The following is a 23,474-nucleotide window of genomic DNA, read 5'->3' as shown; positions in this document are numbered from 1 at the left end:
AGGAGTACGACATCTCGCTGTCGCACAACCACGTGAACACGCTCCTCCGGGAGATGGAGAGCGATGGACTCTTTCGTAAGACCGTCGTGCCGCGTCGAACGCTATTCAAACACTACGTGTTTCGGATCGCGTTCCACTATCCGAACTTCGAGGACCACTGGGAGGACTGTTACGAGGCGCTGGTCGAGGATCCCCACGTGCTGATGTTCTTCAACGCCGACGACAAGTACCGCTGGCAACTCATCACCCAGTTCCGCAGTACCGACCAGATGGACGAGTGGGTGACCGACTTCTTCGAGCGACACGGCGCGGTGATCGACGAGTTCGAGACGACCTCTGTCCACAGCCTACATAAGTTCAAGACGGACGCAGCCATCTTCGACGACCTCATCTCGGAAACCGAAGAGGGGCAACAGTATCTGGACAAGCGTGACGAGGACTGAAGATTACCCTCACTTTTTGCAGTCGAGCGCCACACCCCTTGACCACACTCAGTGGGAAGAGACGAGAGTGGTCGTTACGGGGCTAACCGCGGGCGATTGCGCACGGTTCGCAGTTGCGATCAGTGTTCGCGCCGACCGTCAAGCCGTCAGTGGCCGGGGTAGTCCCGCTCGAAGCGGTCGTCAATCTCCGCGGCGTCGATTCGGATGACCACCGGCCGGCCGTGCGGGCAGGCGTAGGGGTTCTCGCAGTCGTCCAGCGCTTCGAGGAGTTCGAGAACGGACCCCTCCGTGAGCGAGGTGTTCCCCGTCACTGAGGGGTAGCACGCCAGGTCCGCGAGCAGGTCGTCGGCGACGACCTCGACAGTTTCAGCGCCGGCCGTGTCCTCGCTGACGAACGCCGTGAGCGCGTCCCGGAGGAGTTCCGGATCGAGCGCTTCCGCGAAGACGGCCGGGACGGCCGCGACCTCAACCGATCGGTCGTCCATCCGTTCGGCGCGGAAGCCCAGTTCGGCCAGCGCGTCGCGGTAGCCGTCGAAGAGCGCCGCCTCCCGAGCGGTGAGTTCGAGCGTGACCGGGTCCGCGAGCGCCTGGCTCGCGGACTCGTCGGAGAACGCCGCCTGGAGTCGTTCGTAGTTCACCCGCTCGTCGGCCGCGTGCTGATCGATCAGCACCATCCCGTCGTCGGCCTCTGCGACGACGTAGGTGTCGTGCAACTGCCCGAGGACGCGCATCGACGGCAACGAGTCGAACGACGGTTCGAGCGTCGCCGCGTCACCGCCCAGGTCGTGCTGGACAGTCGGCCCGACGAACCCCGTCTGGTGGGCTTCCCGATCAGAGCCGGATCCACTCGACGGAGACGCTTCGGGAGTGGACCGGGCATTCGGATCCGCATCCCCAGCGGTGTCTGCGAGTCCCGAACCGGGATCGGTCGAGGAATCCGGCCCAGCGGGTTGCGGGCCGGAGTCGGGGGAAGACGGCGGTGACGAGGACGACCGAGCCGAAGGCCGACTGTCGGGGTCGCTGGCACTGTTATTCCCGGAGACGGACCACGCCTCCTCGTCGGCGGGATCGATCGGGCGAGCCCGGAAATCGTCCGATTCTGCGTCCGTGCGTCGGTCGTTCGTATCGAAGTCGGAATCAGAATCGGGGGATTGCGGCTCAGCTTCGGATTCCTCCACAGAATCAGTGGCGTCGGCGGCGCTCGATTCGGCGATGGTAGTGTCGGCACCGCTCGATTCAGCGACGTTGGCGTCAACGGTGCCCGAGTCACCGATATTGGCGTCAACGGTGCCTGACTCGTCGGTCTCGGTGTCGATCGATGCGTTCTCGACCGAGCCGTCGGCCGACTCGGAGTCTGGCTGGGGGCTGTGTCCCGAACCGCCGCGCACCTCGGTGTCGGGCGATTCGGGGGCGATTTCGGTCTTTTCGGGCGCCGAGCGGCCCCGGGGGGCAGTCGAGCGGACCAGTCCCTCGTCGAGGAGCGCGTCGCGGACGGCGGCGCTGACGGCCTCGCGAACGCCCGACTCGTCGCCGAACCGGACTTCCATTTTCCGCGGGTGAACGTTCACGTCGACGGCGTCCGGGGACAGTTCCACGAAGAGAACCGCAAAGGGGTACCGGTCGGCAGCCAACTGGCCACCGTACGCCTCCAGGACGGCTTCCCGGAGGACGCCGGCGGTGACGTACCGATCGTTGACGAATGTCGAGAGGTACTCCCGGGTGCTCCGGGTCGTCTCGGGATGACTGGCCAGTCCCGTGACGCGGTCGAGCGGTCCCGAATCGGGATCGTCTGCGACGTCGATCATCGACTCGGCCACCTCGCGGCCATACACCGAGAGCACCGCCGATCGGAGGTCGCCGCGCCCCTCGGTCGCGAAGAGTTCGCGATCGTCGTGCTCCAGCGAGATGGCGACGTCAGGGTTCGCCAGCGCGTAGTGAGTGACAACGGTGTTGACGTGATCGAACTCCGTTGCGGTCGTCTTCAGGAACTTCCGGCGGGCGGGCGTGTTGTAGAAGAGGTCCGTCACCTCGACGACGGTACCCTCCGGACAACCGGCGGGGGCGATCTCAGTCACATCGCCGCCCTCGACGCGGAGTTCCGTTCCCGCGTCGCCGCCGCGGGGTTTCGTGCGGATCGTCAGCCGCGAGACCGCACCGATCGTGTGAAGCGCCTCACCGCGGAACCCCAGCGTGCCGACGCCAGCCTCGAGGTCCTCGATGTCGTCGATCTTGCTCGTGGTGTGCTCTTCGACCGCGCGTTCGACGCTCTCTCTGCTCATTCCGACGCCGTCGTCGCGGACGCGAACGCCCTCTGTCCCGCCAGCATCGACCGCGACAGAGATCCGGGAGGCGTCCGCGTCGAGGCTGTTTTCGAGGAGTTCCTTGACGACCGACGCGGGCCGTTCGACGACCTCGCCGGCCGCGATCTGCCGCACCGTCCGGTCGTCGAGTTCGCGGATCGTCGGCGTCGACTCCGACGCGTCACCGTCGTCCGCGTCGCTCACGGGTCGTATACCTCCGTCGCCACCGTGACCGCGTATTCCTGCGGGTCGCTCAATCGCTCGAAGGCCGTCTCCGGCGGGAGCCACGCGTAGTCGGTGTGCTCGTGGCTGAGTTCCACCGGATCCGTGCCGGCCTCGAGATCGATCCGGCCCCCGTTCGGCGGACACCAGTAATAGACCGCAAAGCGTCCCTCGTCGGCTGCGTTCCGCCACGACACCGCGTGGACTGGCCGCCCCACGTCTGTTTCGAGCCCGGTCTCCTCGACGATTTCTCGGGAGACGCCTTCGACTGCGTCCTCGTCGGGGGCGAGTCGGCCACCGGGCAGTTCCCACCCGCCGTCGCTCGCCCGTCGTACCAGGAGGACGTCGCCGCAGGGCGCACAGACGACACCGCGGAGGCTGACCGTGGCTTCGAGGTGGACGTCAGTCACAATCGTTCCTCCTTCCGGCGGGAGAAGCGGTCCGGTCGCTCTCGGAACACCGTCTGGGCCGAAACCTGGTGCGGTCGCTCTGCTCGTTCCACATTTGCTATCTGTTTTGTCGTTGCTCACGCGTTAATCGTTACCGGTCGTATCAGTATCGCCGCGCGGGAGATGCTCCCGAATCGGCGATGCGTCTTTGTCCGCGAAGTGGCCCCCGCAAATCGCTCGCGGAGCGTCAGCCGTCGCCGTCGAGTTCCTCCTGCCAGTCCAGGACTTTCCCCAACAACTCAACGGGTGGCGTCTCGTCGACGTCCACGGAGCGAAGGTCGTCGAGAACCGATTCAGCCGCAGGGTCGATCTGTGGCTCGTCCCGATCGTCGGCCGACGGCGTCGAGGGCCGACTACCCTCTCTATCTGTCGCTCCTCCGTCGGCGCTGGCCTCGGTTCGGAAGCCACCGGAGTCGAGGTCGAAGACGACCTGGTGGCCGTCACCAGCGGCGCTTTCGCTTCCGCCCCGAACGTCGATCGCCTCGTCGCCGCGGAGTCGTTCCAGCACCTCGTCGGCCCGGGAGACGACCGGGTCTGGGACGCCCGCGAGTTCCGCGACGTGGACGCCGTACGAGCGGTCAGTCGGCCCCTCTTCGATTGTCCGGAGGAACGTCACGTCGTCGCCAGCGTCGTCGACCGCGACGTGGACGTTCGCGATCCGGTCGAGGTGGTCCGCCAGCGACGTGAGTTCGTGGTAGTGCGTCGCAAAGAGCGTCTTCGCGCGGATCTCGTTGTGCAAGTACTCCGTGGCCGCCCACGCAATCGAGATGCCGTCGTACGTCGCGGTCCCGCGGCCGACCTCGTCGAGAACGACGAGCGAGTCCGCCGACGCCGAGTGGAGGATGTTCGAGAGTTCCTGCATCTCGATCATAAACGTCGAGCGACCCTGGGCGAGTTCGTCGAGCGCGCCGACACGGGTGTAGATCCCGTCGACGACGCCGATCGTCGCCGAGCGTGCCGGCACGAAACTTCCGACCTGTGCGAGCAACGTGATGAGTGCGACCTGCCGCATATACGTCGATTTGCCGCTCATATTCGGCCCGGTGACGAGCAGGAAGTCCCGGCCGCCTGACTCCCCCGCGCCGTCGGCGTCGGCATCCATTCGGAGGTCGTTCGGGACGAACTCCGTCGTCTGCTCGACGACGGGGTGCCGGCCCGCCTCGATGTCGAGTGGGCCGGGGGCGGTGAGTTCCGGTCGAGCCCAGTCGTTGCCGGCGGCGTGGGTCGCGAGCGAGGCCAGCGCGTCGATCTCGGCGAGGGCGCGGCCGACGTCCTGAAGCAGTTCGGCGTGGTCGGCGACGCGGTCCCGGAGATCGCAGAACAGGTCGTACTCCAGGTCGCCGCGGGCCTCTTCGAGTCGAAGGATCTCGCGCTCGCGCTCTTCGAGTTCGTCGGTGACGAACCGCTTCGAGTTCTTGAGCGTCTTGATTTCCGTGTAGCGGTCGGGCACCTGGTCGGCGACCGACTTGCCGACCTGGATGTAGTGGCCGTCGGTCTTGTTGCGATCGACCGTGACGTGACTGAGGCCGTGTCGGCGCTTCTCGCGGTCGGCGAGGGTGTCGATCCACTCTTTGGCTTCGGCGTAACGCGTGAGCACGTCGTCGAGTTCGTCGTCGTAGCCGCGACGGAACAGGCCGCCCTGTCGGACCGTCTTCGGTGGGTCGTCGGCGAGCGCCGTATCGAGTTCCTCGCGGATCGCCCTCACGGCCGCTCTGTCGGGCCGTTCGGCGATCCCGGTGAGCGGCGAGTCCGAGAGGGGTGAGCCGTCGATCGACTCGGCTACAGCGGGGAGGATCTCGAGCGTCTCCCGCACGGCGAGGAGATCCCGGGCGTCCGCGCTGCCGGAGGTCGTCCGCGCGGCCAGTCGTTCTAGGTCGTAGCCGCCCTCGAGCGCCTCACGGACCCGCTCGCGTGCCAGCGCGGCCGAAGCGAGCGCGTCGACGCAATCGAGTCGCCGCGTCAGTTCCGCACGGTCGCATCGGGGGCGCGTCACCCACTCCTGGAGGAGTCGCCGGCCCGGCGCAGTCACCGTGTGGTCGATGGTCGCAAGCAGCGTGCCGTCGCTCGCGCCCTGCATCGTCTCCGTGAGTTCGAGGTTCCGCTGGGTGGTCGAGTCGAGTTCGAGATGCACGGAACTCTCGAAGGACTGGAGGCGCGTCATCGACGGCAACACGCCCGCGCCGGTCTCCTCGACGTACCGGAGGACTGCACCGGCCGCTCGGACCGCTGCGTCCTCGTCGATGCCGACGCTGTCGAGCGTCTCTCGACCGAACTGCTCGCGGAGGGCGTGCGCCGCCCGGCCGGGAGCGAACGCGTCGGCCTCAAACAGCGAGACCGTCGCCTCGGTCGATTCGCGAAGTCGCCGGGTGACGGCGTCGTCGCCGCGGACGTCCGGTCCCGGGAGGATTTCGACGGGGTCGAAGCGATGGAGTTCCGAGAGCCCGGCGTCGACGTCGGCGGCGGTGGTCACGAGGAACTGGCCGGTGGTGGCGTCGGCGAACGCGAGGCCGAAATCGACCCCGCCGCCTGAGTTGTCCACGTCGCCGACGACCGCGGCGATGTAGCGCGCCTCGGCGTCGTCGGTCTCGAGTAGCGTACCCGGCGTGACGACGCGGGTCACCTCGCGGTAGTGATCCCCGTCTGCGCCCTCGAACTGATTAGCGACGGCGATCCGGTAGCCGCGCTCGACCAGCGCCTTCAGATACGGGGTGAGGTCGTCGACCGGCACGCCCGCCATCGGGTACGACGAGCCGTGCGAAGATTTCTGCGAAACTTTCAGATCGAGCTCCTCAGCGACCAGTTCGGCGTCCTCGGCGAAGAACTCGTAGAAGTCGCCGCACTGCATCGTCAGAACGTCGGCGTCGGTGTCGGACTTCAGAGAGAGAAACTCCTCGACGATTCCCTGCGAGGCCATATCTGCATCTGGGCGGCGGGCGGATAAAACGCTACGGTGTGGGCGACAGCGTGCGCCGCGTCCCGCGCGAGCGTTTGTATCGGATGACGCGGTCAGGGTCACCGTGACGTGACAGACGTCCAGCGCCGGTCAGCGGTTGCCCGGCACTTCGGCGCGGACCGAATGCAGGTGCCGGCTGTTCGCCACAGCGCGTCATCGAGAGACGTTGTTACCGGTCTACTTCGCCCATAATCGTATCGAGGCTACCGAGGGTCGCGACCAGGTCGGGGATGTAGCCGCCGCGGGTCATCTCCGGGAGCGCTTGGAGATGCGAGAACGAGGGACCGCGGATCTTGAACCGCGCGGGCGAGTCGGTGCCGTCCGCGCGGATGTAGATCCCCAACTCCCCTTTGGCGGCCTCGACGGCCCGGTAGACCTCCGTGTCGTCGTCGGGTTTGAGCGTCCGCGGGACGTTCGCCTGGATCGTTCTGTCCTCCTCGGGCCAGTCCTCGAGCAGTTCGGCGCACTGCTCGACGATCCGCGCCGATTGCTCGATCTCGCGGAGACGGACGAGCAGTCGAGCGAAGTTGTCGCCGTCAGACTGCGTGACGACGTCCCACTCGAGTTGGTCGTAGTAGCCGTAGGAATCGTCGCGGCGGAGGTCGTAGTCGACCCCCGAACCGCGAGCGACCGGACCGGTGCACCCGTAGGCCTTCGCCGTCTCGGTCGAAAGGACACCGGTGTCGACCGTCCGGATCTGGAGCACCTCGTTGCCGGTCAGGAGGTCGTGGTACTCGATCAGTTTCTCGGGGAGGTCGTCGACGAAGTCGTAGAGCTTCGAAAAGAACTCCTCGCGGGGTTCGGGGAGGTCCCAGACGACCCCACCGAGCCGGAAGTAGTTGAACATCAACCGTTGCCCGGTGAGGTCCTCGAGGATGTTCTGGACCCGCTCGCGGTCCTTGATCGCGTACATAAACGTCGCCGTGAAGTCGCCGATCACGTCGAGCGCGTACGCCCCCACCGCGAGGAAGTGCGAGAGCATCCGCGAGAGCTCCGCCGCCATCGTGCGGACCACCTGCGCGTACTCGGGGACCTCGATGTCTGCGAGCCGCTCGGCCGTCCGGGCGTAGGCCCACTCGTTGAGCAGTCCAGCGCCGCCCCAGTCCCAGCGGTCGGGATACGGCATAATCTGGTGCCGGTAGGTCTTCGACTGGCACATCTGTTCCTCACAGCGGTGGATGTAGCCGATGTCGGGATCGACATCGACGACCTGCTCACCGTCGAGGGTCACCTCAAGGTGAAGGACCCCGTGAGTCGCGGGATGGTGCGGTCCGATGTTCAAGAGCAGCGTGTTGCCCTCGCGCTCGTCCTCTTGGACTGGGTTGACGTTCTCGGTGTAGGGGACGATCTGCGGCCGGTCCTGATCGTACTCCTGCGAGAGCGGGTGCCCCTGCCATGTCTCTGGGAGGAGGAGTCGCCGGAGATCCGGATGCTCCTCGTACTCGATCCCGATGAGGTCGTACGCCTCGCGCTCGTGCCAGCCAGCCGTCGGGAACACGGGCGCGGCCGACTCGGTGGTTGGATCGTCGAGCGGCGCGGGGACGACCACGCTCAGTTCCTCGGTCGGATCGTCGTAACGCTTCATATGATAGATCGTCTCGTACCGATCCGAGTACTGCTGAGCAGTGGCGCACGAGAGGTGATCGAAGCCAGTCTCCGCACGGAGGAACTTGAGAGCGTCCTGAACAGCATCGGGTCGGATCACGACGCCAGGTGCGTGGAGGTGGTCGTCACGGTGAACGCCGAACCGGGATTCAACTGCGTCGACTGCGGCCTCGGCTGTGACTGTCGCCGGCGAATCTAACGATGGCTGCTCCTGAGAGAGATCAGCGGAGGGCTGCATACCCTTAGTTCGTTAACCGAACCCCTGGAATTACTGCCTCAGTTACGAGGTGGATTTTTATCCTCGGATCCAGCAGGCACACGTGATGCGGTCGGTTCGACTGCGCCTCGGGCTCCCTGAACCGTACGTCCACCCGATGCACGCGTTCGTCGCTGATACGCCCGGATTTCGGGAGACGCGACTGCGCCACTGGAACCCCGCTGTCGGCGAGCAGAACACGCTGATCTTCTTCGTCGACGGCGACGACCGGGCGGCGTACACCGACGCCCTGGCCGATCAACCGTCGATCCTGGAGTACGAGGTTGCCCCGGTGGAGGGCCAACGGGGCTTTCACCTCGCCGTGACGGAAGACCAGCGATCCGCAGACGCGCGGCTCACGACGGCGTTTCTGGGGACCGGCGTAGTCGTCGTTTCACCGGTCGTCTACCGGGCAGACCGCTCGGTCGACGTCTCGCTGGTTGGGACGAGCGAGGAGTTGACGACGGCACTGGAGGGGGTCCCCAGCGAGATCAGCCTCGATATCGAGCGGGTCCGCCCGTACGACGGGCGGCTCTCGGACCCCACGGCAACGCTCACACCACGGCAGCGCACGGCGCTTGATGTCGCCGTCGAGTTGGGGTACTACGCGAATCCACGCGAGACGACGCTCGAAGCCGTCGCCGACGAACTCGGCTGTGCACCCGGAACCGCGGCCGAACACCTTCGGAAGGCCGAGGCCACGGTTCTCAGACGAATCGTCGATGCGGCACCCGGCGCAAGAGCGTAGACGGGGTCAGTCGGCCCTCACCGAACACGCTTCGGTGTACTCGATCGAGTCGATCGAGTCGATCGAGTCGTCGCCGCAGATCGGACACTCGGCGTTCTGCTGGTAGGGGACCATCTCGAAAGACAACTCCATCGCGTCGTAGAAGACGAGTCGCCCCTCGAGTTGATCACCGGCGTCGAGCGCGAGTTTGACCGCCTCGGTGGCCTGAATACAGCCGACTGTCCCCGGAAGGACGCCGAGAACCCCCGTTGTCGCACAGTCGGGGACTGTCCCCGGTTCGGGGGCTTCCGGGAACAGACAGCGATAACACGGTCCACCCGGAACGAGCGTCGTCAACTGTCCCTCGAACTTGTAGATCGCCCCGTGAGCGATCGGAATCCCGTGGATGCGACAGAAGTCGTTGAGGAGATACCGCGTCGGGAAGTTGTCGGACGCGTCGACGACAACGTCGTAGCCGGGGACGATCGCTGCGACGTTCTCCTTGGTCAACCGTGTCTCGTACGTGTCGACCTCGATGTCGGGGTTGAGGTCCCCGACGAACGCCGTCGCGCTATCGACTTTCGGCCGGCCGATGTCGCTGTCGCGGTGGATTACCTGTCGCTGGAGGTTGCTTCGCTCGACGGCGTCGTCGTCGACGATGCCGAGCGTTCCGACGCCGGCGGCCGCGAGGTACTGAATCACCGGCGACCCGAGGCCGCCCGCGCCGACGACCAGGATCGACGCGTCGAGCAGTCGCTGTTGGCCCTCGGGGCCGACCTCGTCCATAATGATGTGTCTGGAGTAGCGATCCAGTTGCGTGGAGTCGAGTGAGAGTGACATACGTATCTTCGGTCGCGGAGTGGGTTAACTTCACCCGAAGTTGATCAGCGGTCGGAGTGGTGTCGTCCGCTCGCTACTCCGCACAGCAGGCTTCAGCCTCGTCGGCCTCGCCCTCCGCTGGATGAGTTTTTGGCGCGTCGTCCGTGAGCTGATACAGGTTCTGTCGCGCGTCTGCGAAGTAGACGTCCTCGTCGACCACGTCGATTCCCTCGAGCCGTTCGAGAGCGTAGCGAACCGTTCGAGCCGAGAGCATCGACTCCTGAACGATGCCCTTCTGTGTCAGCGGCCCGTTGTACTCGAGTACTTTGAAGACCAGTTTCGCGCTCGGCGGGAGGTCGTCGAGACTCTCCTGTTCTGCCTCTGCCATTGTACGTTTTCACACGGCGAACGGGCATAAACCTTCGCGAGTCAGGACGGCGAAACGCCCGGATATCGGAGAGACAGCAGGTGACAGGAGTGTAATCGCTACCGCAAGTTCTTGTTAGTCTAAAATTCGCAAGTGACTTGTGTTTGTTTGTAGCGGGCTGGTCTGTGTGCGACACGGAGCAATCGAGGCCGCTGATGCGACGGTGCTCGCTCGCGGCCGCCGGGTCGACGCCACGCTTTTGCGATTACCACACATAGAAACGCAAGATGACAGACGGCGCGAAGATTGCGGACGTCGACGACATTCCCGCGTCCGGGTCGTATCTCTTCACCGCAACGGACGCGTTCACCAACGAGACCGAACTCATCCTAGTGCGCTGTGCGGAGGAGCCGGGAATCCAAGCGTGGCCCAACACCTGCACGCACCAGCAGCAGGCGTTCGACCGCGGCGACGGCGCTGCGATACGCGACGGGCAGATCATCTGCCCCCGGCACGGGTCGCTGTTCGACGTCTGCGCGGGCGCCTGTGACAACGGGCCGGCAGCGGGGACCGAACTCTCGAGCGTCAAGATCACCGTCGAGGACGGGTCGGTGTTCCTCAGCGACGACAACTACACGTTCCGCCACGCCGGCGGCACTGGCGACGACGACCCGGATTCGACGTCGCACATCTCGTTCTGACGGTCGCGGCGCTCAGAAGACGTCTTCGCCGGGGAGGAGTTCGTGGTGACAGTCCCGGCACGCGGTGATGCCGCACTGCTCGAAACACCGTATCTCGCGTTCGCATAACTCGCACTGCGTGACCTCGCCGAGTCTCGGTCCGGAGTGCGCGTTTTGTTGGTACGGGTTGGTCGAGTTCCGCTCAGTTCGCGAATGCGACGAGTCGGGCATTTTCGTTAATGTATACTACATTTCAAGACGTATGACGCTATTTTAACACTGACATCCGTGTTAAAATGTTCACTCGCACTGTGCTCCCCGTTGCGTTCGTTTCGGTAATACGAAGCCGGCCTCCGCCGGCGACTCACTCGACTTCGAGTTCGATCGCCGGGCGGAAGGGAACGGCCTGCTTCTGCGCCTCGACATCCTCGCCCTCGGTCTGGACGACGACCTCGGCGTCGAACTCCTCGCCCAGGAAGTCGGCGGCGCGCTCGTAGGCAGCCGCCTCGTCGATGGCCGCGAGAGCATCGAGGTCGGCGTCCTCGCGCCCACGAGCGAATTCGGTCAGTTCGCCCACGAGGTCGTTGACCGCGTTCCCTCGCTCGCGGAGGTCGGGCTCCTGCATCACCTCGCTCATCACTGCGCCCTGGTCCGCACCGACTTCGGCGACCGTCTCGAACACCTGCTGCTTCCAGTCGGCCGCAACGGTGACCCGGATCTGATCAGGGTCGGCCTCGGGGACGGCCTCCTCGGCGTTTGCCAGCGACTGCTGGATGCCCTGGATGTCCTCGACCAGACGCTCGACCTGCGACTCTGCGGCCTCGATTTCGCTGTCGAGCAGGGCGGCGTCGATCTCGGGCCACGGCGCGTCCTCTGCAGGCGTGCCGGTCAACTGCTCGTGGAGCTCGTTCGTCAGGAACGGGACGAACGGCGCGAGGAGTCGCAGTCGGGTCTCCAGGACCTGCCGGAGCGTCCACCGGGCGGCCGGCCGCGACCGGTCCGTCCGGCGACGGTACCACCGCAGGTCCTCCTCGAAGTCGTAGAAAGCGGCCTGACTCGCCGTGCGGGTCTCAGAGCCCTCCATCGCGTCGGTGACCTTCGCAACCGTGCGCTGGAGGCGCGACAGCAACCACCGGTCCTCGGTTGCCAGGTCGGGCCGCTTCTCGGGGCCGGGATCGTCGACGATGTCCTGTGCCCGGTTCCAGAACCGCGCTAACTGATTCCGGACGGACGCGACCTGCTCGGCGCGCCAGTCGTAGTCCTGCCACGGCTCCGCCGAGTTCAGGAGGAAGAACCGAACCGTGTCCGCGCCGTACTCCTCGATGGCCGTGCCGGGGAGGACGACGTGCCCCTTCGACGAGGACATCTTCTCGCCTTCCAGCAGACCCATCCCCATAATAACGATTCCGTCGGGCCACTGCTCGGGATCGAACAGTTCCGCGTGGTGGAAGAGATAGAACGTCAGGTGATTCGAGATGAGATCGTTCGCGGAGAACCGATAGGTGACGGGGTACCAGTAGCGCCACTCCGCGCGGAGTTCCAGGGCCCGCTCGTCGGGGTCCTCAACCGCATCCGCACCGTAGAAGAGCGCGTCGAAGAACTCCCGGTCGAGGTCCTCGGTCGGAATCTCGCGGAGGCGATGGGCGATCGTATAGTACGCCATATAGATCGTCGAGTCCGATAGCGGTTCGATGACGAAGTCCTCGTCCCACGGGAGATGAGTCCCGAGCCCGTAGTTCCGGATGCAGGGCCACTCGTTCAGCCAGTCGATCGTGTGATCGTACTCGCCGCGGGTGTTCTCCGGGATCGCCTCCATCTCCGCCACGGCGTCGTGCGCCGCCCGCTTCCAGTCCTCGTCGTTGTAGCGCAGGAACCACGTGTCCTGTTCGGCGACGACGACGTCGCCACCGCAGCGGCAGACGACCTCCTCGGAGAACTCCTGCATCGTCCCGAACGCGCCCTCCTCGCGGTGCGCTTCGCGGAAGCGATCACGTACGTCCTCGACGACTTCGCCGGCGAACTCGCCGTACTCGTCGTTCAACTGACCCTGATGGAACTCGCGGTTATACAGTTCCTGTGTCGCCGCTTCGAGTGCGGGGTCGGTGCTGGATTCAATCCCCGCCTCCTCAACGGCGGTCTTCGCCGGGATCTCGCCGTAGCCCTCGATTGAAAGAATCGGAACGGGGTCGATCGCTGCGACGTCCGCCGGGTCGATCCCGTAGTCGGCCAGTCGCTCGTCGGCGGCTTTCGCCTCCTGGAGGGCGACGTAGTCGTCCGGGGAGTGCGCCGGCACCGACATCACGACCCCGGTGGCGTTCTCGTCGTCGACGAACGCCGCGGGAAGGACGAGGACATCGTCGCCGGTGATGGGGTTCGTGACGTACTCGCCCACGAGGTGCTCGCCGGAGACGGTCCGTTTCGGGACGACCTCGTACCCCTGAAGTTGGAGTTTCTCGACGGCGGGCGCGGAGACGAACCACTCCTCGTCGTCGACGTCGGCGATGACGTAGTCGGCGTCGGGATCGATGTACGCGTTCGTGACCCCCCTGACGGTCTCTGGGCGGAGCGTCGCCATCGGGACAATCGTGTCGCCGCGGCCGAAGCGGATCAGGGTGTACTCCTGGAACTCCGCCTCCTCGCCTTCGAGCAGATCGTGGGTCGTGACCGGCTGTTCCTCGTTAGTGCAGTACTTCACGGGGTGGAGACCCTTCTCCAGACGGCCGCGGTCCCGCAGCGTCTCGTACTGCCAGGTGACGAACTTCGAGTAGCGCTCGTCGTTGGTGGTGAACTCCCGCCGCCAGTCAATCGAGAGCCCGAGGTCTTTCATCCCCTTTTTATAATGATCCTCGATGAAGTGGCGGGCGTAGCCCATCGGCGTTTCGAGGTCCTGAAGCGTGTCCTCGTCGACGTTATAAGTGTCTCGCAGAACTGAGAGTTGCTCCTCTTCGCCCTTCTTCAGGCGCTCGACTGCGCCGATGATCGGGGTGCCGGTGACGTGCCACGCAATCGGAAAGAGCACGTTGTCGCCGCGCTGGCGTCGGTACCGCGCGTAGACGTCGGGGACGGTGTAAGTGCGGGCGTGCCCGATGTGCATACCGCCGCTGGGGTAGGGGTACGGAACCGTAATGAACGTCGGATCCTCGTCGGCGGCGTCGGCCGCGGGATCGGCCTCGTAGCGACCCTCCTCGGCCCATCGCCTGCGCCACCGCGTTTCGAGTTCCTGCGGGTCGTAGTCCATATCTATCCTCTCTAGACCCGACGGTAAAATATCTCCTAACTCGGCCGAGGTCGAACGGACAACGCTAAGGCCGCCGCCCGACGCCTACGGGATATGCACCCAGACGCGGTCGTCCTCGACATCGACGGCGTCCTCGTCGACGTCGCCGACTCGTACCGGCGCGCAATCGTCGAATCTGTCGAACGGCTGTACAAGCGAACAATCGACCGCGACGACGTCCAGTTGTTCAAGAACGCCGGCGGGTTCAATAACGACTGGGACGTGACGTACGCGGCGGCGCTGTACGTCCTCGTCGACGAGCACCGACCGCTCCCCCTTTCGACGTTCGCCGCCGAGGTCGAGGCGGCCGGCGGCGGCCTCGACGCGGCCGAGGCGGTGGCGGCCGAGCACCTCGACGACGACGCGTGGGACGCCGTCCGCGACGCCTGGGACCCGGAGGGCCTTCACGACGCGTTTCAGGCGCTCTACCTCGGCGCTGATCTCTACCGTGAACTCGAGGGCGACGAACCGCCGTTCGAGACGCGGGGCTACATCCACGACGAACCGGTGTTGCTCGAACCGGAGACGCTCGATCGACTCGAAGCGAGGGCCGATCTGGGCATTCTCACTGGTCGCCCGGCCGCCGAGGCGGAGATCGCCCTCGAGCGCGTCGGCCTCTCGGTGGCCGACGAACACCGCTTCACGATGGACGACTGGGAGGCGGGCAAGCCACACCCCGACGCCCTGACGACGCTCGCGGCCCGCTTCGACGCCGAGACCGTCGCGTTCGCCGGCGACACGCTCGACGACGTACGGACGGCGGTCAACGCCGCCGCGGCCGACGGAGGTCGGGCATACCACGGAATCGGCGTCCTCACCGGCGGCCTGACGGGTGAATCGGGTCGAGAAGCGTTCGAGGGCGTCGGTGCGGCCGCCGTCGTCGATTCCGTGAACGACCTGCCCGAACGGCTCTTCGAGAACTGGTAAGAGACGAGACTCGTCAGTATGAGTCGGCGGCTCCACGCGGGATCCGACGACGGGTACGCTTATTTTCTCGGTCGTCAACGTTCATCTAATGGACGCGCTTCGACTCGAACGGACCGCTTGGGCTGTCGTCTTCGCCGCCGTCGTCGCAGTCTCTGCGACGCTGCTGCTCCTCCCGGATCCGACCGGGGCAATCGCTGCCGGCGTCGCGCTCGCGATCTTCGCCGTCGTCTCCTACCTCGCGATCCGGTACGCGCTCGGATCGCTCCCCCGTGACGCCGTGGTCGGCGATCAGACGGTCCGGTACCTCGTGTTCTTCGCTGTCGCGACCGTCGGACGAATCGGCCTCGGCTCGGTCGGACTCACCGGAATCGTTGGCACCGCAGGGACCCTCGCCGTCGCGTGGGTCCTCGCAATGTACGCCGAACGGCTGAACCCGAAGCGCTGGGGTGAGGGGGCGAGCGGCGCGTGATCGATGACGGCTCCGGGTCGGAGGGCGGCCTGGTGGGTGGGGTCGGCCACCACTTCGTCCGGTTCGTCGCCGTCGTCATCGCCGTCGACGCGTTCGGCCTGGGGGCGTGGTGGCTCCTCCCCGCGGGTGACTCGATCCGGACCGGCGTCCTGCTCGGGACGCTGCTCGTCGCGCCGCTGCTCGGCTTTCTACTCGTCTACGCGCCCGCCGTTACGACCGCTCGCGAACGGGCACGCGACGAGCGGTAGGGGCACCAGGCTGTCGACACCGGCAGCCGTGCCCGCTCACGCAACCCTTTAGCGGATTCCACCCTACCGATGTGCTATGCGAATTGCACTTCTCGGCGGAACCGGCGACATCGGCGAAGGACTCGCGCTCCGCTGGGCCCTTCACACCCAACACGACATCGTGATCGGCTCTCGCGACCCCGATGCCGCCCACGACGCTGCCGACGGATATACCGAGACTGTCGCCGACCACGGCCGCGAGCGGAAACTCACCGGCTTCGAGAACGCGATGGCGGCCGACCGCGCCGACGTTATCGTGCTCTGTGTGCCGCCGTACCACGTCGCAGACACGATCGACTCCGTCGCGGATAAACTCGACGACAGCGACGTCCTGGTCACGCCCGCAGCAGGGATCAAGCGGGACGACGGCGGATTCCAGTCGCACGCCCCGAGCGCCGGCAGCGTGACCGCTCTCGTCGCCGACGCCGCGCCCGACGACGTCCCCGTCGTCGGCGCGTTTCACAACCTTGCGGCCGGCCGCCTCGCCGACCTCGACGCGGAACTGGGTATCGACACGCTCGTCGTCGCCGACGACGACAGCGCGAAGCGCCGGGTGATCGCCCTGGCCGAGGACATCGACGGCCTACGCGCGCTCGACGCCGGCGGGATCGGTGTCGCCGCAGAGATCGAGTCGCTGACGCCGCTTCTGCTCAACGTCGCACAGAACAACGAAGGCCTCCGTGACCTGGGCGTCCGGTTTCGGTAGTCCGCGCTCAGAACCGGTCGCGGAGTTCGACCCTGAGATCATCGAGTTCGCGGTCTTCCATCGCGAGCAACACGAGCAGGTGATAGACCAGATCGGCGCTCTCGGCCAGGAGTTCCTCGCGGTCGCCGTCTTTGGCCGACAGAATCGTCTCTGTCGTCTCCTCGCCGAGTTTCTCCAGCACCGCGTTCGTCCCCTTCTCGTGGGTGAAAAGCGAGGCCGTGTAGGAGTCCTCCGGGAGCGTCTCCTGTCGCTCCTGGATCGTCGCGAAGAGTTCGTCGAGCACCTCGTCCGGCGGCGTCTCGGAGTCCATACGGTTGCGTAGGTCGGCCTCGGGGGATGAATCGTCCGGTTCCGGCGGCAGAGGGGTGTCCCTCGGTCGGTTCAGGCCGGGTGGACGGTGATCCGTTGCTTGCGGTCGATCGCCTGTTCGAGTTCGTCCGCGATGGCGCTGCCGCGGGAGACCTGGATGTCGCCGCCGCGGCCGACCGTCGCGGTGAAGAGATACTCGCCATTGGCGCGCACCTCGACGGTCTCGCCGACGTGTTCGTCCATCCGGACGACGACGTGCCGGGAGGTCACCTCCGGTGTGACGATGACCGCGTCGTCGGCCGGTTTGCTGTCTGAGCCGCTCGCGCCGCCACCGGCGCTCTGGCCGCCCTGTGAGGGCTTCTCGTCGTGCGTCCGGACGTCGATGTCGATGCCGAGGCGGTCCTCCACGTCGGAGATGCGGCCGCCGCCCTTGCCGATCACGTAGGAGATGTCGTCCTCCTCGACGTAGACGACGGCCTCGTTCTGGTTCTTGAGTTCGACTTCGACGTGCCCCCGGGCGATCGAGCGAATCTCCCGTTCGATCTCCTGGCGGGCGAGGCGGTCGACGCCGGTCTCACTGCTCTCGTTTCCCTCGCTGAGTGGGACCGTGATGACCTGGCGGTTGAACGTGTAGATCTCGTACTCCGGTTTCCCAGTCTCGAAGTCCGCGACCTGAATGACCGGCCGTGCGAGGTCCTCGGCGGTAAGTCCCTCTGGCACCTTGACTTCCGTCTTCACGTCGTAGACGGTGTCGACGCGGCCGTCTTCGATGTAGACGACGGTGTCGACGACCTGCGGGATCATCCCGAGTTCGACCCGGCCCACGAGTCGCTGGAGCGCGTCGATCGCGCGGGTCGCGTGGACGACGCCGACCATCCCGACGCCGGCGAGTCGCATGTCCGCGAAGACGCCGAAGTCCTTCGTCTTCCGGACCTCGTCGTAGATCGTGTAGTCCGGGCGGACCAGAAGCAGCGAGTCGGCGGTCTTCGCCATATCGCCGTCGAGGGCGGTGTACTGCGTGATGTCGTCGTCCACCTGGAGGTCTCGGGGCTTCTCCATCGTCTTCACCGCGTAGTCGGCGTCGGTGAGGAACTCCGCGACGGCCTGCGCGAACGTCGATTTCCCCGCACCGGGCGCTCCCGAGATGAGAACGCCGCGCTGGCGTTCCTTCAGCCGATCACGGAGTTCGTCGGCGAACTCGTAGTCGTCGAGGTCGGTCCTGACGATCGGTCTGACCGCCGTGATCTCGATGCCGTCGGCGAACGGCGGGCGCGCGACCGCGATCCGGTAGTCCCGAAACTGGACGATGCTCATCCCGGGTTCGGCGAGTTCGAGAAAGCCCTCGGAACTCGTCCGGGCGGTCTCCTCGATGTCGTCGGCCCACTCTTTCATCTGGGCCTCGTCGCTGACCGCGTCGCCGATCGTCTGATAGTGCATCTCGCCGATCGCGCCGCGCTTGGCCTTCGGTTTCGTGCCGGTCTTGAGGTGGACCGACATCGTCTGATCGTCGAAGAACTCCTCGATAACCAGTTCGTCGGACCCGCGGATGCGCGGTTCGACGTACTCAACGTCGATCCCCTTGGCCTTCGCGACCTCCGACTGGACGACGTCACTCGTCAACAGCGTCGCGTCCTCCTCCTCGGCCACCTCGCGAATGAGCGCGTCGATGTCGCCCTCGTGGGCGCCGGTGGCCTCGCTGGGCTTCGTTCGACGACCGACGTAGCGCACGGAGACAGCGCCGTCGTCGGCGAGCTCGGCGAGCCGCTGGAGTTCTTCGAGGCCGGCCCACCCCGTATCGAGGCCGTCGTTGGCCTGCGATTCGAGTTCCCCGACGACAGCTTCGGGGACCAACACCTCGATCTCCTCGTCCGACTCGATTCGCTCGGACACGCGACCGTCGATGACCGCGCTCGTGTCCGGGACTGTCTTCATAATCGCGAGTTCGACCGGCGGACGGATAAGGGTATAGACTGCCAATGTCCGGCCGATTGCCTCGGGTCAGTCGTCGGCGGTCGCCTCGGCGGCACCGTCCCCGTTACCGAACTCGAATCCACCGACAGCGTCGGCCCCGTCCGCACGATGCTCTTCGAGTACCTCGAAGGAGCCGGCCAAGTTGTCGAGACCGTTTGCGCGCTGGGCAAGGGTGGCCGCCTGCTCGTCGAGTTCGCGGAGCGACTGGGACTGCTCGGCCGCGTCGTCGACGGCGGCGGTAGTCTGGGCAGTCGTCTCCTCGGAGATATTCGCGACTTCGTCGACGCGCGCGGAGACGTCCTGTGCGGACTCGGCCTGCTGGTCGGTGGCGTTGCTCACTTCGCGGATGCTCGCGTCGATCCCCTCGATGTCGCCGACGATCGATTCGAACTCCTCGATCGCCTCTGACACCGTGTCGACGCTGGATTTGACCTGCCGGTCGGTCTCGCGGACGGTCGAAAGCGTCTCCTCGGAGCGCTCGGTCACGTCCTCGATGAGGCCCGAGACCTCGTCGGCGGACTCGCGGGTCTCCTCCGCGAGGTCTTTGACTTCCTGGGCGACGACGCCGAAGCCGTCGCCGGCGTCGCCCGCGTGGGCCGCCTCGATGGAGGCGTTAATCGCCAGCAGGTTCGTCTGCGACCCGATCTCGTCGATGAACGACGCGATCTCGTCGATCTGTTCGATCTGGGCGGCGAGTTCCTCAACGGCGGCGGCCGTCTCCTCGATCTGCGTCTCGACCGTGTCGAGTTCGGCCATCGCGTCGGTCGCCACGTCGCGGCCGGCCCGCCCGCGCTCTGCGGCGCGTTCAGCGGAGCCGGCGACTTCGTCGGCTGAGGCGGCGATCTCTTCGACCGTCGCCGAGAGCGTCGACAACTCCGAGGCGACCGTCTGGAGGTGGTCGGTCTGTTCGTCGGCCCCCTCCTCGATCTCGTCGACGGCGGCCGCGACCGCCTCGCTCGACTCGGTGGCGCGCTCGACGTGAATCCGGGCCTGGTCGCTCATCTCGGCGACCTGGTCCGCGAAGGTCTGGACGTCGGCGATCGTCTCCGAGAGGGTCCGGACGAATTCGTTGTACGAGCGCGCTACCTCGCCGTACCGGTCGTCCTCGCTCGCCAGTTCGTCGGCGGGGACCAGCGCCGTCAGGTCCCCCTCGCGGGCGCGCTCGGTGGCTTCGCCGAAGGCGTCGACGAGTCGCTGGAGCACCCGGGCGTGCGCAGCCAGATCGGTCGACATCCGACTGAGGGAGTCCCCGAACGCGCCGGGGAGTTGCTCGTCGAGGACCGGATCCGCGAAGTTCCGGTCGGCCATCGCTGTCGCCTGCGCGGAGACGAGTTGGAGATGTTCGTGCATATCGGCGAAATCCTCGACGAGTTGTGCCACCTCGTCGTCGCCGTCGGCGGTCGGCGGCGGGGTCGAGAGGTCACCTGCGGCGACCGCAGCGGCCGACGTGGAGAGGTCGTCGATCGGTTCGACGACGTCGCGGCGGACGATCAACACGGTGGTCAGGAAGGCGACAATCGATGCAGCCAGCAGTCCCCCGGTGAGAAGCGTCTGGATCCCGCCGCTCGTGACGAGCGGGAGTCCGGCTTGGGCGACCGAGATGCCGAACTGGATCCCAACGGCCGTCAGGAGCTTCCGCGCGACCGACTGAGAGACGCCCAGAATATCCATCGTTCTCCGGAGGAGTCGTTCGTACGATTCGAGTAGCATACATCCGGGTGAAATACTCTCTCGTATAACGGCATTTTTCGTTCCCAGTGATCGATAACGATACACAGCGAGAATCGACTGACGACATCAATCTTCGCTTCCAAAATTCAGAACTGATAGTCGAAACGTCCCGGCGGTCGTGCGATACGGTGGGAGATTCTGTTCAGCTCGTGTCAGTCAGCGCTCGTCGAGCCACGACGCGAACTTCGCCAGCGCGCGGCCGCGGTGGGAGATAGCGTTCTTCTCCTCGGGGGTCATTTCGGCGAGCGTCGTTCCGTCGTGTTCGAAGATCGGATCGTAGCCGAAGCCGCCCTCGCCGCGGGGGTCGACGATCCGGCCGGGGACCGCCCCCGTGAACAGTTTCACCGGAAGCGCCGTCTCGTCACCGTCGGTATCGGAGTCGGCGGCTGCGGCGACCGTACGGTCGTCGCGGTCGACGGGGTCGGGGCTCGCATCGAAGGCGTCGCCGTCGCAGTAGGCCAGCACGCATCGAAACGCGGCGCGACGGGGCGCGTCGATCTTGTCGGCGACAAGTTCCTGGACCGTCTCGATACCGAGCGTATTTTCGACGAACGCGGAGTACGGGCCGGGGAACCCGTCGAACCCCTCGACGAACAGGCCGGCGTCGTCGACGAGAACAGGCTCGCCGGCGTGCCGATACGCCTCCCGCGCGCCGCGAGCAGCGATCGGCCCGAGTTCCGACGACTGGATCTCGGTGTAGTCGTAGTCCAACTGCTCGACCCTGTCGAGGTACTCGTGCGCCTCTCTGACTTTCCCCGCGTTCGTCGTGACGTATCGGAGCATTCGACCGATGAGAGGCGCGTCAGGAGAAAAGTCCCGTCGGTTCGGGCGGAAGGCCGACCCCTCAGCGCGCACCGGCTGGAATCCGTTCAGTCAACGATGACTTCGACTGGCCCCTCGTCGTCGCTCTTCTGGGCGGCCTCGTCCTCCGTGGCGCCGCCGGACTGCTGTTCCTGCCAGAGGAGGACACCCACGACGCCGAGAGCGATCCACGACCGCCAGCTCGCGAGGTTGAGGGTGTACCCGACGCCGAACGGCTTCTTCACGAGCATCCCCTTGCCGGGCTGCCAGTACGACGAGAGGAGCCGACCGAGCGACGGTCGCTCGAAGTTGTACGGAATCCCGAGGATCTCTCCCTGTTTCGGTTTGTCTGCCATACCCGCAGGTACGCCGGGCTGTAATAAATCGTTTGGGCATCCAACGGCTGTCGGCCGGTCCGCCGGGGCGAGGGTTTACAAGCGAACGGGCGACCAGCACCCCCGTGACCTGACAGTCGTCCCGCGTCGGGCAGCGGTCGCTCGGTACACCGAGGCGGGGAGTTCCGAGAGAAACGTGCCGACTGTTCGCCATTTTGCCGTCGCGAGCTACTGGTATCGGCCGCGTCCCTCGACGTCGCGGAGTCGCTCTCGAACGGCGTTGTCGCCGGCGGCGTCGTACCCGGATTCGAAGGCCGACAACAGCGGGGCTGGGTCGGTGGCCGTGCCAGCGACGCTCTGTTCGAACACGTGGAGATCCATCGCGTAGTCTTCGATATGATCGGTGTGGTATCCGAGACCGAAGTCGATAACATAGGTCCGTTCGTCGCCGACACGGACGTTCCGCGTCGTGGGGTCGCCGTGGACGAACCCCGCGCCGTGAATCGCCGCGAGGTGTCGGCCCACGGCGCGGCAGCGGTCTGGACTGAGCGCCGCCGCGAGGTCGGCGTCGCCGACACGCTCGAAGACGAGCGTCCCTCCCGCAGGATCGACATCGTAGACGATGGGCGTGGGAACGCCGGCGCGGCGCGCGCCACTGGTGAGGCGTGCCTCCGCCCGGGTCCGCTCGGCCCTGAGTCGGTCGTCGAGCGCCGGGTGCCGGTACTCCTTCGGGACGCGGCGCTTGATTACCCGATCCCCATCGATCGTGACCGTCGCTTCGGCGCCGCGGATCGTCCCGGACACCGCAGGGTCGCGGACGACCGACTCCGCGTCGCCGCGCCAGGTCACCGCTACCTCGTCCGGTCGGAAGTCGGGAGCGACGGCAGAGTCCGGTATCTGGAGCGTGTCACCCGCCGCGTACATCTTCGCGCCGAGGACCGCGATCATCCCGGCGTTGTCCCGGAGAAACCGCGGGTCAGGAGCGTGGAAGTCGGCCTCGCGCTGCTCGCACATCGATGCGAGCATCTCCTTCAGCCGGCGGTTCTGCCCCACGCCGCCACCGAGGACGAGTTCGTCGGTCCCGGTGAGCGACAGCGCCCGTTCGGCGACCTCGGTGAGCATCGCGAAGATGGTCTCCTGGAGGCCGGCACAGACGTCTTCGACCGGAACGCCGTCGTCGACAGCGCCCTTTGCTGCGGACATAATCCCGGAGAAGGAGAAGTCCATCCCCTTCACGACGTACGGGAAGTCGTAATATTCGCCGTCGGTCGCTCGCCGCTCGACCTTCGGGCCGCCGGGATGCGACCAGTCGAGGTGCCGCGTGAACTTGTCGATCGCGTTACCGACGCCGGTGTCCATCGTCTCGCCGAGGATGCGGTATCGGCCGTTGTGATAGCCCAGCAGGTGCGCGTTCGCGCCCGAAGCGTTCAGACAGACGGGCGAGTCGAACCCCGATCGATGCCGGCCGATCTCGAGGTGTGCGATCATATGATTGACGCCGACCAGCGGGGCCGAGAGCGTTCCCGCCAGCGACCGCGCTGCCGTCCCAACGATACGGAGACACGGGCCGAGTCCCGGTCCCTGGGAGAACGCTACGGCGTCCACGTCGGGACCCGGTCCATCGGCCGTCTCCACTGCGCGATCGAGGATCGTCGAGAGTACCTCGGGAATCGCCGAGCCCATATGCTCGGCCGCTTCGCGCGGGTGGATCCCACCGCTGTCAGGTTGATATGGGTCCGATTCGATGTGTACTTCGTCCGTTTCGGTGTCGTAGAGGGCGGCGCTGGCGGCCCACGCGGTGCCCTCGATTCCGACGATACGCATCGAAAAAGTCGCGGTC

20 protein-coding genes are annotated in these 23,474 nt (G+C 66.0%); 7 read left to right on the top strand and 13 right to left on the bottom strand.

Annotated elements, in window-relative coordinates; genetic code table 11:
* The coding region (locus tag ABEI27_RS08610; RefSeq protein ID WP_375798993.1) for a helix-turn-helix domain-containing protein at window positions 1-443 on the top strand (443 nt) is incomplete at its 5' end.
* A 146-nt stretch (window positions 444-589) separates the two neighbouring features.
* Here ABEI27_RS08610 and mutL read toward each other — a convergent pair.
* From mutL to ABEI27_RS08590, 4 genes are all read right to left on the bottom strand, one after another.
* On the bottom strand, window positions 590-2,947 hold the full coding sequence (mutL, locus tag ABEI27_RS08605; protein WP_375798992.1) for a DNA mismatch repair endonuclease MutL: 2,358 nt from the start codon (window positions 2,945-2,947) through the stop codon (window positions 590-592).
* Window positions 2,944-3,375 (bottom strand): NUDIX domain-containing protein, encoded by a 432-nt coding sequence (locus ABEI27_RS08600; protein WP_375798991.1) that lies wholly within the window; start codon window positions 3,373-3,375, stop codon window positions 2,944-2,946. Before ABEI27_RS08600 ends, mutL begins: the two co-directional genes overlap by 4 nt.
* 226 nt (window positions 3,376-3,601) lie before the next feature.
* Complete coding sequence (gene mutS / locus ABEI27_RS08595) at window positions 3,602-6,328, bottom strand: DNA mismatch repair protein MutS (protein ID WP_375798990.1); 2,727 nt, start codon at window positions 6,326-6,328, stop codon at window positions 3,602-3,604.
* A gap of 208 nt (window positions 6,329-6,536) precedes the next feature.
* Window positions 6,537-8,210 carry an NADH-quinone oxidoreductase subunit D gene (locus ABEI27_RS08590; protein ID WP_375798989.1) on the bottom strand — a complete coding sequence of 558 codons (1,674 nt, stop codon included), beginning with the start codon at window positions 8,208-8,210 and terminating at the stop codon, window positions 6,537-6,539.
* A gap of 85 nt (window positions 8,211-8,295) precedes the next feature.
* Here ABEI27_RS08590 and ABEI27_RS08585 point away from each other — a divergent pair, with 85 nt between their 5' ends.
* On the top strand, window positions 8,296-8,976 hold the full coding sequence (locus tag ABEI27_RS08585) for a helix-turn-helix domain-containing protein (protein WP_375798988.1): 681 nt from the start codon (window positions 8,296-8,298) through the stop codon (window positions 8,974-8,976).
* Between the two features lie 6 nt (window positions 8,977-8,982).
* Here ABEI27_RS08585 and ABEI27_RS08580 read toward each other — a convergent pair whose 3' ends face one another.
* The gene (locus ABEI27_RS08580; protein WP_375798987.1) at window positions 8,983-9,795 is read right to left on the bottom strand and encodes an SAMP-activating enzyme E1; all 813 of its coding nucleotides are present in this window, start codon (window positions 9,793-9,795) and stop codon (window positions 8,983-8,985) included.
* 73 nt (window positions 9,796-9,868) lie between these two features.
* Complete coding sequence (locus ABEI27_RS08575) at window positions 9,869-10,162, bottom strand: ArsR family transcriptional regulator (RefSeq protein WP_375798986.1); 294 nt, start codon at window positions 10,160-10,162, stop codon at window positions 9,869-9,871.
* A 266-nt stretch (window positions 10,163-10,428) separates the two neighbouring features.
* Between ABEI27_RS08575 and ABEI27_RS08570 the strand changes: the two genes are divergently transcribed.
* Entirely contained in the window at window positions 10,429-10,842 is a 414-nt protein-coding gene (locus tag ABEI27_RS08570; RefSeq protein ID WP_375798985.1) for a Rieske (2Fe-2S) protein, read from the top strand.
* Window positions 10,843-11,185: 343 nt separating this feature from the next.
* Here the strand turns inward: ABEI27_RS08570 and leuS are convergent, their stop codons facing one another.
* Window positions 11,186-14,059, bottom strand: a complete 2,874-nt coding sequence (gene leuS, locus ABEI27_RS08565) for a leucine--tRNA ligase (RefSeq protein ID WP_375798984.1) — start codon at window positions 14,057-14,059, stop codon at window positions 11,186-11,188.
* 93 nt (window positions 14,060-14,152) lie between these two features.
* Between leuS and ABEI27_RS08560 the strand changes: the two genes are divergently transcribed.
* The 4 genes from ABEI27_RS08560 to npdG all read left to right on the top strand — a co-directional run bounded on the left by ABEI27_RS08560 (window position 14,153) and on the right by npdG (window position 16,487).
* Window positions 14,153-15,025, top strand: a complete 873-nt coding sequence (locus ABEI27_RS08560; RefSeq protein WP_375798983.1) for a TIGR01548 family HAD-type hydrolase — start codon at window positions 14,153-14,155, stop codon at window positions 15,023-15,025.
* Window positions 15,026-15,113: 88 nt separating this feature from the next.
* Entirely contained in the window at window positions 15,114-15,494 is a 381-nt protein-coding gene (locus ABEI27_RS08555) for a hypothetical protein (protein WP_375798982.1), read from the top strand.
* Entirely contained in the window at window positions 15,491-15,742 is a 252-nt protein-coding gene (locus tag ABEI27_RS08550; protein ID WP_375798981.1) for a hypothetical protein, read from the top strand. Before ABEI27_RS08555 ends, ABEI27_RS08550 begins: the two co-directional genes overlap by 4 nt.
* Window positions 15,743-15,818: 76 nt before the next feature.
* Window positions 15,819-16,487, top strand: a complete 669-nt coding sequence (gene npdG / locus ABEI27_RS08545) for an NADPH-dependent F420 reductase (RefSeq protein WP_375798980.1) — start codon at window positions 15,819-15,821, stop codon at window positions 16,485-16,487.
* A gap of 7 nt (window positions 16,488-16,494) precedes the next feature.
* On the opposite strand, the gene hisE is transcribed toward npdG, so the two are convergent.
* The 6 genes from hisE to ABEI27_RS08515 form a co-directional block, all read right to left on the bottom strand.
* Window positions 16,495-16,797, bottom strand: a complete 303-nt coding sequence (gene hisE / locus ABEI27_RS08540) for a phosphoribosyl-ATP diphosphatase (protein WP_375798979.1) — start codon at window positions 16,795-16,797, stop codon at window positions 16,495-16,497.
* Window positions 16,798-16,868: 71 nt separating this feature from the next.
* Window positions 16,869-18,728 carry a PINc/VapC family ATPase gene (locus ABEI27_RS08535; RefSeq protein WP_375798978.1) on the bottom strand — a complete coding sequence of 620 codons (1,860 nt, stop codon included), beginning with the start codon at window positions 18,726-18,728 and terminating at the stop codon, window positions 16,869-16,871.
* Between the two features lie 66 nt (window positions 18,729-18,794).
* On the bottom strand, window positions 18,795-20,477 hold the full coding sequence (locus ABEI27_RS08530; protein ID WP_375798977.1) for a methyl-accepting chemotaxis protein: 1,683 nt from the start codon (window positions 20,475-20,477) through the stop codon (window positions 18,795-18,797).
* Window positions 20,478-20,654: 177 nt separating this feature from the next.
* On the bottom strand, window positions 20,655-21,281 hold the full coding sequence (locus ABEI27_RS08525; protein ID WP_375798976.1) for a non-canonical purine NTP pyrophosphatase: 627 nt from the start codon (window positions 21,279-21,281) through the stop codon (window positions 20,655-20,657).
* A gap of 86 nt (window positions 21,282-21,367) precedes the next feature.
* Window positions 21,368-21,655: a DUF5808 domain-containing protein gene (locus tag ABEI27_RS08520; RefSeq protein ID WP_375798975.1), complete on the bottom strand. Its 288-nt coding sequence runs from the start codon at window positions 21,653-21,655 to the stop codon at window positions 21,368-21,370.
* Between the two features lie 207 nt (window positions 21,656-21,862).
* Entirely contained in the window at window positions 21,863-23,458 is a 1,596-nt protein-coding gene (locus ABEI27_RS08515; RefSeq protein ID WP_375798974.1) for a bifunctional N(6)-L-threonylcarbamoyladenine synthase/serine/threonine protein kinase, read from the bottom strand.
* Between the last annotated feature and the right edge of the window lie 16 nt (window positions 23,459-23,474).

It is taken from the genome of Halobellus sp. (assembly GCF_042218505.1).
In the GTDB taxonomy this organism is placed as follows: Archaea; Halobacteriota; Halobacteria; order Halobacteriales; family Haloferacaceae; genus Haloquadratum.
The sequence above is the reverse complement of the archived record's forward strand: the minus strand, read 5'-3'. Positions and strand labels throughout refer to the sequence as shown.